Source organism: Chitinophaga sp. Hz27 (assembly GCF_042263525.1).
GTDB lineage: Bacteria > Bacteroidota > Bacteroidia > Chitinophagales > Chitinophagaceae > Chitinophaga.
In genome coordinates, this window is sequence record NZ_JBHKFJ010000005.1 from 23,897 (window position 1) to 40,081 (window position 16,185).

The following is a 16,185-nucleotide window of genomic DNA, read 5'->3' on the forward strand; positions in this document are numbered from 1 at the left end:
GCGATATGCGACGATTTAAAGTACTGATCACTTCAGTATGCATGACAGGCCTGGGCTATATTCAACCTATATTCGCACAGAGTCAGGCCACGCCGGTAACCCTGCAGGCTGTAGAAGATTCATTCCTTGTACGGAACTATGCATTACTGGCACAACGATATCAGATAGATGCTTCGAAAGCACTTATCAGACAGGCAAAAATTTGGAGTAACCCGAACTTCAGTACAGTACTGGGTTTTGGCAGCACCAACCACATCAAACCATTTGATGTAGGCACCAATGGTGAAACGCAGTATAACCTGGACCAGCTGATACAGCTGGCTGGCAAGCGAAACAAAGGTATTCAGCTTGCAGGTACAGCGGCACGTATGAACGAGGCTACTTTCGACGAATTGGTAAGAACATTGAAGTTGCAGCTGAGAGAGAATTTCTATAACATCTACTACCAGCAACAGACAGCCATTGTACTGAAAGAACAACTTGGTAACCTCCAGAAAATTGTAGATGCCTACGTAGAAGCTGATAAGAAAGGCAGCGTGGCACATGCCGATCTGGTAAGGCTGCAGGCTTTACAGGTGGGCCTTGAAAACGATTATGCTGACCTTAAACAGCAGGAATTAGAATCACAGAAAAACCTACAACAGTTACTACATAGCCAGGAATTTTATGAGGCCAGGTTACAGACAACAGATCTGGCCCATTATTCTCTGGACCATATTCAGTTACCGCAGCTGCTGGACAGTGCCGCTCAAAACCGTCCTGATGTACGGGTGGCCGCACTGGAGTATCAGACTGCGGAACTGAATTACCGGTTGCAGAAGTCAATGGCAGTACCAGATTTACATGTGGGTGCTACCTATGATAAAGCCGGCAGCTATGTGAATAATTTCATAGGCCTTACATTGGGCATTGATCTTCCCCTCTGGAACCGCAACCAGGGCAATATCCGCGCAGCCCAGTACCAGGTTAGCAGTGTGGAACAGCAATTCAAACAACAACAGTCCGTTGCTCAAACAGAGGTTCTAAATGCTTATCAGCGCATAGTACAGCTGGAAAAGCGTTACAAAGGATTCGACCTGCATCAGTTCCAGGGAGAATTTGATACGCTTATCAATGAAGTAGCAAAAAATTTCCGCAAAGGAAATATCTCTCTCCTACAGTTTATTGATTATTTCAACAGCTACAGCGACAACGCAAAAAATATCAACAGGTTTTTATCTAACAGGATAAATGCTTACGAAGAACTTAATTATGCAACAGGACAAGAACTCTTTAAAAACTAAGCCTATGAACCGCATCACTGCACTGTTTGGATTCGCGCTGCTGGCAGCGGTTACAGGAATCGGATGTAAACATGCTCCTGTAGAAGATACTGAAAAAAGCACCTTTGTACTAAGCGATACCATGCTTCGCAGCGTAAAAATTGACACTGCCCATTTGGAGCCGGTACGGAATGAAATACGTTTATCCGGCAAGGTTACTCCTAATGGCGGTAAAGTATTAAAAGTATATCCATTGGTGAGTGGATATGTAAAAGATATTAAAGTACAATTGGGCGATTACGTGCAGAAAGGTCAGGTGTTAGCAGTGATTCACAGTGCGGAAATTGCCGATTACGAAAAGCAGTTGTCACAAGCAAAATCTGATAAGGGCGTTGCTGAAAAGAACCTGAAAGTAGCGCAGGACCTATATGACAGCCGACTTTCTACAGAAAAAGATGTGGTAAATGCTAAAGGTGACGTACAAAAAGCTAATGCAGAAATTACCCGTTTGAATGATCTGTTCAAAATCTATCGTAAAGGTAGCGGCGCCACCTATCTCGTGACCGCTCCTATCTCTGGTTATGTGATTGAAAAGAATATCAACAACAACATGGAGATCCGTTCTGATAACAGTGCCAACATATTCACTGTTTCTGAGCTGGATGACGTATGGGTAATGGCCAATGTTTTTGAAACAGATATTGCCCGCATCAAGGAAGGCTACGATGCAAAAGTTGTAACGGTCAGCTATCCAGACCAGCCTTTCAAAGGCCGTATAGATAAGATTTACAACTTCCTCGACCCTGCTACTAAAACTATGCAGGTACGCATCAGCATTGATAATAAGAAGATGGAACTCAAGCCGGAAATGTTTGCGACCGTTTATGTCACCTATAATGACAAAGACGAAAAAGTAACCATTCCCTCCAGCGCTGTCATTTTCGATAACAGCAGGAACTATGTGTTAGTCTTTAAAGACAAGTTTAATATTAGCATACGTCAGGTAGAAGTAGCAAAATCTTCTGGCGACTTAACCTATATCCAGTCCGGACTGCAGCCAGATGAGAAAGTTATCTCTAAAAACCAGCTGTTGATATATGATGCGCTGAAAGATTAATTACAGCAGTAAGCTGTCAGCCAAAAGATCACAACCAGACTGCCTCTAAAGTAAATGATATGAATAAATTCATACGAAATATTGTAGCATTCTCGCTAAAGAACAAATTGTTTGTTTTTATCGGGGTTGCCACGCTGATCATTGCCGGAGTTTTTTCCTTTGTACATACGCCTATTGAGGCTTTCCCTGACGTCACTAACACACAGATCGTTATTGTTACGAAATGGAACGGCCGCAGTGCGCAGGAAGTGGAACGTTTTGTAACGCTCCCTATCGAAGTATCTATGAACGCCGTGCAACGTAAGACAAGCGTTCGTTCTGTAACCATGTTCGGGTTATCTGTAGTTAGAATTATTTTTGAGGATGATGTAGAAGATTTCTTTGCCCGTCAGCAGGTGAATAATATGCTCACAGGTGTTAACCTGCCAGAAGGCGCCGATCCTGAGGTACAGCCTCCCTACGGCCCTACCGGCGAAATTTTCCGTTATTACCTGAAGAGTCCTAAGCGCGATTCCAGGGAGCTCCTCACCTGGCAAAACTGGGTGATAGACCGCCAGATAAGAAGTGTGCCAGGTGTGGCAGATGTGGTGGCTTTCGGTGGACAGGAAAAAATTTATGAGATCAGTGCCGATCCGGTACGATTGGCAAAATATGATATCACACCGCTGGAACTCTATCAGGCAGTGAATAAGAGCAATGTCAATGTTGGTGGCGATGTAATCGAGAAAAATGGCCAGGCATATGTAGTACGCGGTATCGGCTTGCTCAACAGCATCAACGACATCAATAATATTATCGTTCAAAATATCAATGGTGTACCATTACTGGTGAAAGACCTTGCCAATGTACACGAGGCTTCAGCGCCACGTGTAGGTCAGGTTGGCATCGACAAAGGAGATGATATAGTAGAAGGAATAGTAGTGATGCGAAAAGGTGAAAATCCTTCAGAAGTCTTGGCCCGCCTGAAAGAAAAACTTAAAGAGCTGAACGAAACCGTGCTCCCGGATGATGTGAAAATGGTCACCTTCTATGACCGTGATAACCTCATGGAATTTTGCACCCACACCGTGATGCACAACCTGATAGAAGGTATCATATTCGTAACGGTGATCGTGTTCCTGTTCATGGCCGACTGGCGCACTACGGTTATTGTGTCCATTATTATTCCACTGGCATTGCTATTTGCGTTTATGTGTCTCCGTTTGAAAGGCATGAGTGCTAACCTTCTTTCGATGGGTGCTATAGACTTTGGGATCATCATAGATGGCGCCGTTGTTATGGTGGAGGGGATCTTTGTAATGCTGGATCATAACGCCCATAAGTATGGCATGGAGCGCTTCAACAAGATGGCTAAGCTGGGATGGATCAAACAAACAGGTGGAGAACTGGCGAAAGCGATCTTCTTCTCCAAACTTATTATCATCATCTCTCTGATACCTATCTTCTCTTTCCAAAAGGTAGAAGGAAAAATGTTCTCGCCACTGGCATGGACGTTAGGATTTGCATTGCTGGGCGCCTTACTGTTTACACTCACGTTGGTACCGGTACTCTGTTCTATACTGCTGAATAAAAATGTAAAAGAGAAAAATAATATTCTGGTAAGATTTTTTGACCGCATCGTTACCAGTGGCTTCAACAAAACTTTCCGCAACAAGCGCCTCAGCTTAACGATTGCGCTAACGTTTATGGTGCTCACCTTTATATCAGCAAAGTTTTTAGGAACAGAATTTTTACCGCAGTTAAACGAAGGCTCACTTTGGGTAACGACTGAGTTGCCCATGAGTATGTCGTTGACAGAAAGTGTGAAGATGGCGCATGATATACGCCAGGACCTGGGCGATTTCCCTGAAGTCAAAAGAGTATTGTCGCAGGTAGGCCGATCCAATGATGGTACCGATCCAAATGGGTTTTATTTTGTGCAATACCAGGTAGACCTGGCGCCGAAGGCAGAGTGGAAAAGAAAAATTTCGCAGGATGAACTGATTGCACAGATGGAGCAGCGATTGCGTAAATATCCGGGTATTATTCTGAACTTCTCCCAGCCTATCAGTGACAATGTATCAGAAGCCGTGGCAGGCTTTAAGGCCGCTAATGGCGTGAAGATTTTTGGTGATGACTTGGTGAAGCTGGAGGCTTTATCACAGCAGGTAATCGCGCAGTTAAAGCACGTTCAGGGTATTAAAGATCTTGGTGTGATCCGGAATATTGGTCAGCCTGAGATGAGCATTAACCTGGATGATAATAAAATGGCGCAGTATGGCGTGTCTACCGGTGATGCACAAGCCGTGATAGAAATGGCTATAGGCGGTAAAACAGCCACTCAGTTATATGAGGGTGAGAAGAAATTCGATATACGAATCCGTTATGATGAAAACTACCGTAAAACGGAGGAAGACCTGGCCAACCTGATGGTGCCTACTATTAATGGCAATAAGGTGCCGTTAAAAGAGATTGCTACGATCAATACTATAACGGGTCCAGCATTTATATACAGAGATTCCAACAAACGGTTTATTGGTGTTAAATTTTCTGTACGTGACCGCGACCTCGGCAGTACCATTGCGGAAGCACAGGATATGGTAAATAAGGCAGTCAAGCTGCCTAAAGGTTATGGTATTGGCTGGACAGGTGAATTTGAAAACCAGGTGAGGGCTACACAACGACTCGGACAGGTAGTGCCTATTAGTATTGTGGCGATATTCCTGGTATTGTTTATTATGCTCGGTAGTGTAAAAGATGCAGGATTGGTACTGATGAACGTTCCTTTTGCTTTAATTGGAGGTATCCTGGCCTTGCATGTTACCGGTATGAACTTCGGAATTTCTGCCGGCGTTGGGTTTATTGCCCTCTTCGGGATATGTATTCAGAATGGCGTAATTCTGATTTCTGTCTTCCATAAAAACCTTGAACAAAAAATAAATTTAGAAGATTCAATAAAATTTGGCGTTCAAAGCAGGATACGTCCGGTGGTCATGACAGCCCTGATGGCCGCCATAGGCTTGGTTCCGGCGGCATTATCCCATGGAATTGGGTCAGAAACTCAGAAACCTTTAGCAATTGTGGTAATAGGGGGTTTAGTCACTGCGACCGTTTTAACATTGTTGGTCTTTCCAATAATCTTCTATACGGCGTATAGAAAGAAGGAAAAAGTGGCCAATTAAAATATTTAAGCTCCCGGACGGAAGCCGAAAGGTGGATGTCTGGGGGCGATTCAACTAACTAAAAGTCACAACTGCTATGTTGTCCTTTATATTTTTAGTTCGCATATAGGTTGATAGAATGGGTCTGAAAATAGCGAAGGCCGGACATGTCCAGCCTCCTTTAATCATACTCAATCGCTCCACCCTGCCGAGATGAAACCACGCGGGGTGGATTTTTTATTTAAACGCGATTCTTTTTTCTTCTTGATTTATTAAACATCAGTCCTTTCTCTACCCCTTTGCGCAGTTCAGCCTGCTCCTCTAACGGTAATGCATGAACGGTTTTACATTCTTCACTGCAGCAGCCGTTGTATTTGGCGGCACATTCTTCGCACTGGATAAAGAGCAGATGACAGCCATCATTTACACAGTTGGTGTGTGTATCGCAGGGTTTGCCACATTGATGGCATTCGCTGATGATGTCTTCCGTAATACGTTCGCCGAGGCGATCATCAAAGACGAAGTTTTTGCCTTTGAATTTAACGGGCAGTCCTTGTTGTTTGGCTTTGTTGCTGTATTCGATGATACCGCCTTCCAGGTGGTAAACGTTCTGGAAACCGTTGTGCAGCATATAAGCAGATGCTTTTTCGCAACGGATACCGCCGGTACAGTACATGATGATGTTTTTGTCTTTCTGATCTTTCAGCATGTCAACCGCCATGGGCAGCTGTTCGCGGAAAGTATCCGAAGGCACCTCGATTGCATTTTCGAAATGGCCCACTTCATATTCGTAGTGGTTGCGCATGTCCACGATAATGGTTTCTGTGGAGTCTACCATTTCATTGAATGCAGCTGCGTTGAGGTATTTTCCTCTGTTCTCCATATCGAAGGTTGAATCTTCGATACCATCGGCTACGATTTTTTCCCGCACTTTGATTTTAAGTACGAAGAAGGATTTACCATCATCGTCAACTGCGATGTTGAGTCTAATACCATTCAGGAAATTGATACGGTATAAAGCTTCACGGAATGCGTCTACATTGGTTTCAGGCACGCTTATCTGTGCGTTGATACCTTCGTGGGCAACATAAATACGTCCGAAAACCTGGAGATCGAAGAGCGTAGCATACAGGGCGTCGCGGAATGCCTGTGGGTCTTCGATTTTCGCGTACTGATAGAAAGAAATAGTAACGCGTTTGAATGTCTCTTCCAGCAGTCGTTTCTTTAGTTCGACAGCGGATACTCTGTTGTGTAATGCCATTAATAATTGAAATTTTAAGGACAGGTGCCTACTGAACAAAATTTCGGTGTAACTTCTTGATTTACATCAATCTAAAATCACCAATAATATACTTTCTCCTCTACATATCTCCTATTGCTAAAAGCCGTAGCTGATGAAGATGCAAAATTATTGAATAATTTCTTTAATGAAATATGAGATTTGTCATTGATTTCCATTGTTTTTCAATGAAATGCCGACTTATCTAGTACAAGAAAAATAGATATAAAGAATTCCAGCTTGGGGAAATGGTTGGTATTGACAGCAGGGATGATGGAAATGTCATATTTAACGACCCTAGCCAAAATGCTAATTTATTTAGCTTTCTCTTCTGGAAAGGTAATTCTGTATAGGTCTGATACCTGAATACCAAGCGAAAATGCGATTCTTACGATGGTGGTAAACTCGACGTTTTTCTTACCTCTTTCGATGAGTGATAAGTCGCCCTTAGATATGCCTGTGGCTTCTTCCAGATCCAATAAGGTTAACCGCATGGTAGTGCGGTGACGGCGTATAGCCTTGCCGGTTGATTCTAATATGTATTTCTTATAATCCACTCTTCAAAATGCCTGAACCGGTTCAAATAAAAGTTAGCTGTACGGCTAACTTTTTAAAAAAAACCTTATATTAGCCTATCTTTGCGATCCCCAAAAATTGATTGCAAGGCATCGTAACACCATTTTAGATAATTAGGCAGCGAAACCAAGGATTATTTAAAAGGAGTACGAGGCCCGCGTACGTTTATGCGCGGGCTCTTTTCAATGCTTTCCTTGGTTCGCTGCCTGGAAGCGTTGGATTGAGTCCCGCGCATTATTTTTCGTACTGTAATGCGCGGTATTATTTAAAACATCAAAGCCCCGGCCGTGCATATCCTGTTATTTGATCCAGACCTGCAATTCACTGCGGAATTAGTAAAAGAGATAAACCCACATTTTCATAAGGTCCAGATAGCTGCTAACTTCTTTCAAGCATCTACCCTGCTTGTCAACCATCAGATAGATATTGTAGCGATGGCAAAAGGTAGTGCTGATATGTCTGACAAGCTATTTATCGATATGCTGAAGCACCGGAAAGTTGCGGCCATTGTGTATCATAAACTCTTCAGTGACGAAGAAAAAAAGAGGTACCAAAATTATGGAGCATATTCTTATTGCTCAAAGGATTCATTATATATCCTGGGGGAGCTTGTCTCCTATAAAAATCATCTGTTACGTGTTTAGATAAATATTTAATACTCTCATTATGCCAGGTGGGAGTATAACGTGTAGAGATCTATCGTTTCTGCGTTGGGCCGTAACAGTGATGCTTTACAACTAAAATTCCTACGGCTTACGCCATTCTGGAGTAAGCTTTTTACGATTCAAATGACCGGCCTGGTGTTTCCACACCGGGCCATCTTTTTACAAATAAACCTGATTGTTATTACCACCTGGCATCAGTTGGTAACGTAAAGATGGCAGAGAAATATTCATCGGTATATTTCAAGATTTTCTGTGCGGAGTTGCCAGTTTTCCATAGGGTTTTATCTTTATTAGCAACATAATCATCCATGCGATTCATTTCTTTTACAGTACCGACCTGACTATTGAACACTATACTGGACAGCGTTACGCGGTATTTTCCATCTTTAACCTCAATGGTGACTGCTGCGTTGTAAGGGTCCATGATCAGTAAGGGAGTACCTACCAAAGAATGTCCGAATCTTTTATAATCAACCAATCCATTGATGATCCTACCAGTAATAATGTCTCCGTTTACACGATAATTAATGAATCCTGGGATTTTAGGAATCGCTACTTGCAGCAGGTTTAATAATTCTGTTTTGTTGATGCTATCAGCGGCATAAATTCTTTCGAAAATAACTGCCTGATTATATAGTTTATAATAGCGGGAAGGGCTTTCCTGTGCCAGGGTTGCCTGCGCTCCAAATAGGCTGAGCGAGATTAACAATGCTAGTGTTTTCATGGTTATATGGATTCCAAAAATCTTTCCAAAGATGAATATTTCAATAAGGCTCGATAAATTGCTTAACAATTTTCTATAATCATTTACTTAAAACAATATTTTTCATTTAATCATGATACAATTTTTATCACAAATTATTCGACTGCAATAATATTTCGGTAAAATATCAATAATTCTTTTTAATTTTAAAATAAGAGGGTCATTTTCAATTAGGAATTGCTTGAAATGCATTAAATTGCTATCTTGCAGCTCCAATCAGAATATTGAAGCTGATTCTTTACTCGTCCTTAGGAAACGTAGGAAATTTCATAAAAGGAAAACGAGGAGAAGATAAAGCTCGCGTTATAGCGCGGGCTCTTCTTTGTCGTTCCTTTAGCACTTCCTACGGCTACTCTAAGCGACAAATGCAAGAGTCCCGCGCTTTTTTTTATTTCCGGGACTTGTTGATCACCAAAATCGATTGTATTCCCCATGCTTTCCTCTGGCAGGTTTCAGGAAATAAAACAACGTAATGTGATGATTGCAGATGCGGATGAACCCTTTGCACATGTTGTTTCCGATATACTAAAACGCGTACGTTTTAGTACCACTTCCAGCACCTCCATAGCATACGCACTACAGGAACTTCAATCCTCTACTTACGAACTGGTTATACTGGATGATTATTGGGAAGGATTAAATACAATACAGATCATCTCTCAAATAAAACAACAGTCGACAGCCGGTGTTATTGTGATCAGCTCTGCATTGAGTAGTATCGCAGAAGAAGCTTATTTAGCCGCAGGCGCATTAGCATGTGTTCCTAAATACGCCAAAGATTTGCCATCGTTGCTCATTAAAATAATAGCCATCACCGAAGATATTTCGTCCGACTTAATCGCCGGATCATAAGCATTAAAGTTAATTTTACGATTCAAACGATAAACAAAGCACCAGGTTTCTACCTGGTGTATTTTTTTGTCCAAATCCAGCAATTAGCTAAACTTTAAAAGGCCCCGGTTGTTATAATAATAAACCAAAATCTTGCAAAAAAACTTGCATTGATCAATTAACAATAGCATTAATGTGTGATGCCCAGAGCCAGAATCAGGTAGAATTTAATATCAACAAATATCTTAATATAAAAGCATTTTCCGCGCCTAAATAGCAAAAAAAATAATTATTTATTTTATAACTATTTGATTATTATTGTATATAACTAAAGCATAAACTTTAGCTACCCCCGATTGGCATTTGTTTTGAAATTGTATCGAGAAGAATATTGTTTAACCCAAAAATGTTAGGTCATGAGTCATTACATTACTTATTTCTTTTACGCAATTGTAGCTATTTGGATTTATCGAGTACTTGCCTATTTTTTTGATGACAAGAAAGAAGTGCGCAGGAAAGGCAGGTAATAGGTAATAGCTAAAAGCATAGGACAGCGGCATGCTGCGTGGCAGCATGCCGTTATTTTTATTAGTTATTTTTAGGCATAATCAGGTTTCCCAGGATTCCACCGAATCCTACCCTCACGCCTATACGTGTATTATCCTTACTCTGATAACCAGCAATCACATCTACTCTGGCTACCTTCAAAATGTTCTCCAGCCCAGCAAATACTTCTACATAATTGTTGTCACTGTTGACATAGAAAGCATTAGAACCCACTACCAGGTTCCATTTCAGACGGTTAAAAAACGGAATCTTATTCGTCAGCAAGCCATTGAAATGGTGTTCCACATTAGCTGTGGCATAAAATGAAGCAATGGTACTGTACAAATAGTATGGTGCCAGCTGAAAGCTATTCAGGTATTTGATATTGTAGAATGTCTGGTTACCATTAAAGTGGCGGTAGTCAGGGATTTCAACATCTTTAGCATTCAGGAAACCACCGAGCCCGATGTTGTACCTGAATTCACCAAACAGTTTAAAATTCATATTATCTCTGACAGAAAAATTCCATTTATCAAAATCGACCTTGCTATTTGCAATCCCTGGTATTCCTTTACCGTAGCCAATTTCGAAGGTAGGATACTTAGAGCCAAAAGCAACCGTACGATCCGGGAACTCCATAAACTTTTGTCCGGGCTGGAACTTGAAACTAGCTTCTAGGACCACAGCACTATGCCGTTCAAAGGGCACATTTGCCAACTCATAAGGATGGTTAGGCGTAAAAGTTTTATCTCTTCCGAAGAAACTAAAATCTGTTGTGTTTTCCAGCGGTAACCTATTTTCATAAGTGGCCGACAACCTGAAACTGGTTTTATTATCAAAGTTGCGTATGTACGAACCGTTCACGAACCAGTTTTCATAGATCTTCATAAAGTTTTCATGCAACAGGAGCGTATAAAACTCGTTCATGAGATTATCGATCGGATTATCGTCGTTAAACTGCGATACCCGCTTCCCTCCTGCCAGTGTAAAGGTATTAGATCCTTTGCTGTTAAAGAGGCTTCCTCTGGTGGTATAGGCCACGTTTGCATAGCTATTGAAATGCGTGTTACTGGTACCATACCTGAAGAATGGGGAGATGGTCAGGGTACGCTCTTCACGGCCATTGAAAATAAACGTTGGTTCTACAGCCAGCACCAAACCTTCCACAGTATTATATTTCAGCGATTGTGCCAGTCCTTTAAGACGGAAAGTATTATAAACGATTTGGGAATCACGGGTAAAATAATAGTTATGTCTTATGCCTCCCCATAATAATCCCAGGGGCTTTATGGGGCCTTGTTTCTTTTTCAGGGAATCAATACGGTAACGGCTAAACGCACTATCTCTATTGGCCTTTGCTGCGCTGTCCTTAGTTTTGTAGTCACGTACTTCATAAGTCTCCAATGGTACTGGGCGGATACTATCCCAATAATTTTTTGAATGTTGATTATAAGCATTGCTCAGCTTAAGAATCACGTTATCAAAATATTTAGGACCGAGATTAGGATGCACATTGTAATCAGAGTAGACGTCAACAAAATTACCGGCTATTCCTACACCAAATTTCTCAAATTCGACATGAACTACCTGGTCTTTTACGCGCCAGATATCTGGTGTCACTGGTACATGAGTTTGTCGGATCTGCAGGAGGTCCAGCATTTCCAGTGTATAGTCTTTCGTTAGAGAGAGATCGAGGCTATGGATTCTCCAGTCGTGGTCGGTAATGAAAATAGTTCCGGAAAATAAAGGTTCGAATTTCCGTTTAGGCGTTACGGTTATTTTATATACAGAATTACCATCTTCTATAAAAGAACCTTCGAGTCTGTACTTATAATAGTTGAGGGCGTTTTCCGCGATCGGTGATATAAAGCCTCTGGGGCCCATTTCGGTGACGATAGCTTCTACGTTATTGTCGTAGAAGTTGATAAATGCCGGGAAGTTAAGTCCAAAACCACCGCCACTTTTTCGTGAGCTGATCACATTGATCTTCATTTTATCAGGTCTGCGGAAAGCAACATTACTAACAGATTCTGTCAGGTACATCACACCTTTTCCGGCACTGTCTAGGCCCATATCCTCTTTATCTGTTTTTTTACCAAGGATTTTATCGGGCATTTTCAACGCCTGCAGGGTTCCTTTGCTGTAGATCATGCATTGGAATTCCAGCACTTGCTGCTGGTATGTCCTTCTTTTTTTGATTGCTTCACGTATAATGGCGTAGGCAGGATCTTCACCATTAGATTTGATGACTACTTCTTTGATTTGCATGCTGACAGCGGGCAGTTTGAAATCGAAGGTCTGCTGATTTTGGGTAATGGTAATTGGTTGTTCTGTTTTTTTATAACCAATATACTGGCAGACGATGATGTAGTTACCTGGGCTGAGTTCCAGCTGATATTGGCCTCTGGCATTGGCGGTGGTACCGAAGGTAGTGCCTTTCACCATAACAGTTGCGTAAGGGAGCGGCTGGTTGTTTTCATCGGTGACGATACCTTTGAGTGTGTTTGCTGCTACAATTCCATACGTACATAATAGGGTCAGGAGGAGTACAATTTTTCTCATCAGCCAAAAATAAGGGTATAACAATATAGCTGCAGCATGGGTTGCAGGCTTTAGAAGATTTTTAACAAGTATGGGTAATTATGCGGTTACCTTGACTGTCTTTTTACTTCGTATATAGGCTGCCGTTAATCCGGCAAAACCAGCGGTAAGGCCTCCGATAAATGCGCTGACAACACCGATCAGTGGAGCGCTCTTTACTTTCATGATGGTAATACTCATGCGGTTGGCGAGAAGATGGTCGTTGCGAATATCCTGGTAAAATGCCAGCACTATCCAGAGTACAAAAACTGCCAGGAATGAGATAAAGAAAGATTTTCCCGGGGTTGACGGATACAGGGCTGTAATCAGGAATGCAACAAGGGCGGCGCTCCACCAAGGGAGGACCATACCTGCCACGTAGGCAAGGATAAGGATTAATAAAAACTGGGCTAAGGATTTCATAATTCTAATATAAATGAAAAAAAGAATCCCACCTATGAAGGTGGGATTCTTTTTTAAAAAAATATCAGCGATTATTATTTGCTTTTTTCCAGTGCCTGGAGGATATCATCGAGAATGTCTTTAACACTTTCGAGGCCAACAGAGATACGGATAAGTCCTGGCGTAATACCTACGCTGGCTCTTTCGGCATCGGTCAGTTTGGCGTGGGTGGTGCTTGCAGGATGGGAGGCGATACTGCGGCTATCACCGAGGTTAGCGGTGAGTGTGAGCAGTTGCAGTGCATCCAGGAATTTGACACCGCTGGCGATGCCACCTTTCAGTTCAAAGCAAACAATCCCTCCGCCTCCACTCATTTGCTTTTTAGCGATCTCGTATTGAGGGTGGCTAGGGAGCAAAGGATATTTGACGAGGCTAAGGTGCGGATTGCCTTCCAATGCCTGCGCGATGGCCAGCGCACTTTGGGAGTGGCGTTCCATACGTACGAACAGGGTTTCCAGGCTTTTGCTGAGTACCCATGCATTGAATGGAGACATTGCAGGGCCGGAGCTTCTGCAGAAAGTATATATTTCTTTGATCAGTTCTTTTTTACCTACAACAGCTCCACCTAAAACGCGTCCTTGCCCGTCAATCCATTTGGTAGCAGAATGCGTTACCAGGTGAGCCCCTAATGCCAGTGGGCGTTGGAGCACAGGAGTAGCGAAACAGTTATCAACGTTGAGGATGATATTGTGTTTATTGGCGATGTTGGCCAGCTGTTCGAGGTCAATAATTTCAAGACCCGGATTAGACGGCGTTTCAACGAAGATCATTTTTGTATTTGGCTGGATCATCGCTTCGATGCTGGCTGGATCGTTCATATCGAAGTAGGAATATTCGATGCCCCATTTAGGCAGGAATTTAGTCACTACGGTATGCGTGGAACCAAATATAGAGCGTGCCGACAATAGGTGATCACCTGCTTTCAGCAACGCCATAAAGCTAGCGAAAACAGCGCTCATACCAGAGGCAGTAGCATAGCCCGCTTCTGCACCTTCGAGTGCAACCATTTTGTTCACAAATTCATCCACATTAGGATTCATGAAACGACTATAGATGTTAAAGTCGGTTTCATCTGCAAACGTTGCCCTCATTTCTTCCGCATTGTCGAAACAAAAGCTGGAGGTGAGGAACATTGGTGTAGAATGTTCCATCTGGTCAGTTCTGGGCGTCTGAATTCTGACCGCGTTAGTTTCCGGCTGGTATTGGTTTTCCTTTTGCATCTCTCGTGATTCTAAAATTATTCGTTGATTTTAACTTCCCAGGTAAGGTTGGTATTACCTTTACGCAGCGTTTCTGCAACAGAGCAATATTTGTTCATGGAGAGTTCAACCGCGCGGGCGGCTTTATCAGCATCGATAGTTCCAAAGAGGTGGAATACAAGATGTGCATTTTCCCAGAGAGAAGGCTCTTTACCTTTTTCTCTATCCGCTTCTATTTCAATACGGAAATCGGTAATTTCCTGGCGTTGTTTTTTCAGAATCATGACGATATCGATCGCGGAGCAGCCACCGAGGCCCATGATGATCATCTGCATTGGTCTAACGCCATTGTTTTTACCACCATTTTCGATCGAAGAATCCATCAGCACTTTATGGCCGTTTTCATCTACTGCTTCCATATTGAATCCGTCGTCTATTCTTTGTAATGCTATCTTCATAACTATATTTTTCTTTATCAAAGATAATTATTCATCAGCGCATTGCAAAGTGGAGCCGTATATGTGGGCACAGTCGGCTGCTTGTGGCGGTCTTCTGCCATGCCTTACACCTTTTTTCTGCAATTTGATTGCATTTTTAGTTGCTGATGTCTTAGTTTTGCGAAAATTTAATTTAGTTGTCGGCAAAGGTATTTCATAGCAAAGCAGTATTCCATCTCGAATCCGGGGAGACATTACCCGAATTACAAATCGCCTATCATACATACGGCACGATGCAGCCTGATGGCAGCAATGTGGTATGGGTTTGTCATGCATTAACGGCAAACAGTGATGTGGCAGACTGGTGGACAGGCCTGATTGGCGAGGGCAAAGCCATTGACCCTGCCCGTCATTTTATTGTTTGTGCCAACATCCTTGGCTCCTGCTATGGTACTTCTGGTCCTACTACTATAAATCCTAATACGGGAAAGCCCTGGTATCGCAGCTTTCCGGCGGTGACCATCAGAGATATCGTAAACGCGCATACCCTCCTTCGTGAGCATCTACAGATACCACATATACAATTGCTGGTAGGCGGCTCTATGGGCGGTTACCAGGCGTTGGAATGGGCATTGACCGAGCCTGATATCATTGGTAAATTATTCCTGTTATGTACGGGCGCAGCTGAAAGCGCATGGGGCATAGCTATTCATACGGCACAGCGCCTCTCGATTGAGGCGGATCATACCTGGGAACAGGAAACGCCACATGCTGGCCATAAAGGGCTTAAAGCCGCGAGAGCGATTGGTATGCTCACCTATCGCAACTATCAAACCTTTGTACGCACGCAATCAGACCCTGATAAAGAGAAAACTGATTTTTTCAGGGCATCTTCCTACATCACTTATCAGGGCGATAAGCTGGTGAAACGTTTCAATGCACAAACCTACTGGCTCCTCACAAAGGCCATGGACAGCCACAATATTGCCCGTGGCCGTCATGAAGACATTACCACTTCCCTCTCTCACATAAAAATGCCGGTATTGCTGATAGGTATTACCAGTGATATTTTATGTCCGCCAGAAGAACAGGAGTTCATGGCTAAACATCTGCCGCAGGCTACTTATCATGAAATTGATTCTTCCTATGGACATGATGGTTTCCTGATCGAGTTCGAAAAAATTGGAAACATACTACGGTCGTGGATTTAGGTCATTAATTACCGGTTTCCGGAAAAGATTCCTATTTATTTTATAGTGGGCGTATACTTGATGGAGGAATTTACTTATATTTAATAAGTGTCAACTGAAATCAAACTAAACCCTTCC

At 42.6% G+C, this 16,185-nt stretch carries 13 protein-coding genes; 6 read left to right on the plus strand and 7 right to left on the minus strand.

Features of this window, described 5'->3' with window-relative positions:
* Positions 1–5 precede the first annotated feature (5 nt).
* From ACE38W_RS12245 to ACE38W_RS12255, 3 genes are read left to right on the plus strand one after another with little or no spacing between them, the layout of a single operon-like run.
* A complete protein-coding gene (locus ACE38W_RS12245; protein WP_375831208.1) occupies positions 6–1,283 on the plus strand; it encodes a TolC family protein in 1,278 nt (425 codons plus the stop codon).
* A 4-nt stretch (positions 1,284–1,287) separates the two neighbouring features.
* Positions 1,288–2,379, plus strand: a complete 1,092-nt coding sequence (locus tag ACE38W_RS12250; protein WP_375831209.1) for an efflux RND transporter periplasmic adaptor subunit — start codon at positions 1,288–1,290, stop codon at positions 2,377–2,379.
* A 59-nt stretch (positions 2,380–2,438) separates the two neighbouring features.
* Positions 2,439–5,540 (plus strand): efflux RND transporter permease subunit, encoded by a 3,102-nt coding sequence (locus tag ACE38W_RS12255; protein WP_375831211.1) that lies wholly within the window; start codon positions 2,439–2,441, stop codon positions 5,538–5,540.
* A 220-nt stretch (positions 5,541–5,760) separates the two neighbouring features.
* On the opposite strand, the gene ACE38W_RS12260 is transcribed toward ACE38W_RS12255, so the two are convergent.
* Together ACE38W_RS12260 and ACE38W_RS12265 are read right to left on the minus strand one after the other, a co-directional pair.
* Positions 5,761–6,780: a rhodanese-related sulfurtransferase gene (locus ACE38W_RS12260; RefSeq protein ID WP_375831212.1), complete on the minus strand. Its 1,020-nt coding sequence runs from the start codon at positions 6,778–6,780 to the stop codon at positions 5,761–5,763.
* A gap of 332 nt (positions 6,781–7,112) precedes the next feature.
* A complete protein-coding gene (locus ACE38W_RS12265; RefSeq protein WP_375831213.1) occupies positions 7,113–7,355 on the minus strand; it encodes a helix-turn-helix domain-containing protein in 243 nt (80 codons plus the stop codon).
* Positions 7,356–7,661: 306 nt separating this feature from the next.
* Here ACE38W_RS12265 and ACE38W_RS12270 point away from each other — a divergent pair, with 306 nt between their 5' ends.
* Entirely contained in the window at positions 7,662–8,018 is a 357-nt protein-coding gene (locus ACE38W_RS12270) for a hypothetical protein (protein ID WP_375831215.1), read from the plus strand.
* A gap of 202 nt (positions 8,019–8,220) precedes the next feature.
* Here ACE38W_RS12270 and ACE38W_RS12275 read toward each other — a convergent pair whose 3' ends face one another.
* A complete protein-coding gene (locus tag ACE38W_RS12275) occupies positions 8,221–8,763 on the minus strand; it encodes a hypothetical protein (protein WP_375831217.1) in 543 nt (180 codons plus the stop codon).
* A 471-nt stretch (positions 8,764–9,234) separates the two neighbouring features.
* On the opposite strand from ACE38W_RS12275, the gene ACE38W_RS12280 reads away from it, so the two are divergent.
* A complete protein-coding gene (locus ACE38W_RS12280) occupies positions 9,235–9,654 on the plus strand; it encodes a response regulator (RefSeq protein WP_375831219.1) in 420 nt (139 codons plus the stop codon).
* A 567-nt stretch (positions 9,655–10,221) separates the two neighbouring features.
* Here the strand turns inward: ACE38W_RS12280 and ACE38W_RS12285 are convergent.
* The 4 genes from ACE38W_RS12285 to ACE38W_RS12300 form a co-directional block, all read right to left on the minus strand.
* Positions 10,222–12,741 carry a DUF5686 and carboxypeptidase regulatory-like domain-containing protein gene (locus tag ACE38W_RS12285; RefSeq protein WP_375831222.1) on the minus strand — a complete coding sequence of 840 codons (2,520 nt, stop codon included), beginning with the start codon at positions 12,739–12,741 and terminating at the stop codon, positions 10,222–10,224.
* 78 nt (positions 12,742–12,819) lie between these two features.
* The gene (locus ACE38W_RS12290; protein WP_375831223.1) at positions 12,820–13,182 is read right to left on the minus strand and encodes a hypothetical protein; all 363 of its coding nucleotides are present in this window, start codon (positions 13,180–13,182) and stop codon (positions 12,820–12,822) included.
* Positions 13,183–13,256: 74 nt separating this feature from the next.
* Positions 13,257–14,441, minus strand: coding sequence for an O-succinylhomoserine sulfhydrylase (locus ACE38W_RS12295; protein WP_375831224.1), 1,185 nt, complete (start codon positions 14,439–14,441; stop codon positions 13,257–13,259).
* A 17-nt stretch (positions 14,442–14,458) separates the two neighbouring features.
* Entirely contained in the window at positions 14,459–14,878 is a 420-nt protein-coding gene (locus ACE38W_RS12300; RefSeq protein ID WP_375831226.1) for an OsmC family protein, read from the minus strand.
* 176 nt (positions 14,879–15,054) lie between these two features.
* Here ACE38W_RS12300 and metX point away from each other — a divergent pair, with 176 nt between their 5' ends.
* Positions 15,055–16,068, plus strand: coding sequence for a homoserine O-acetyltransferase (gene metX, locus ACE38W_RS12305; RefSeq protein ID WP_375831229.1), 1,014 nt, complete (start codon positions 15,055–15,057; stop codon positions 16,066–16,068).
* Positions 16,069–16,185 lie beyond the last annotated feature (117 nt).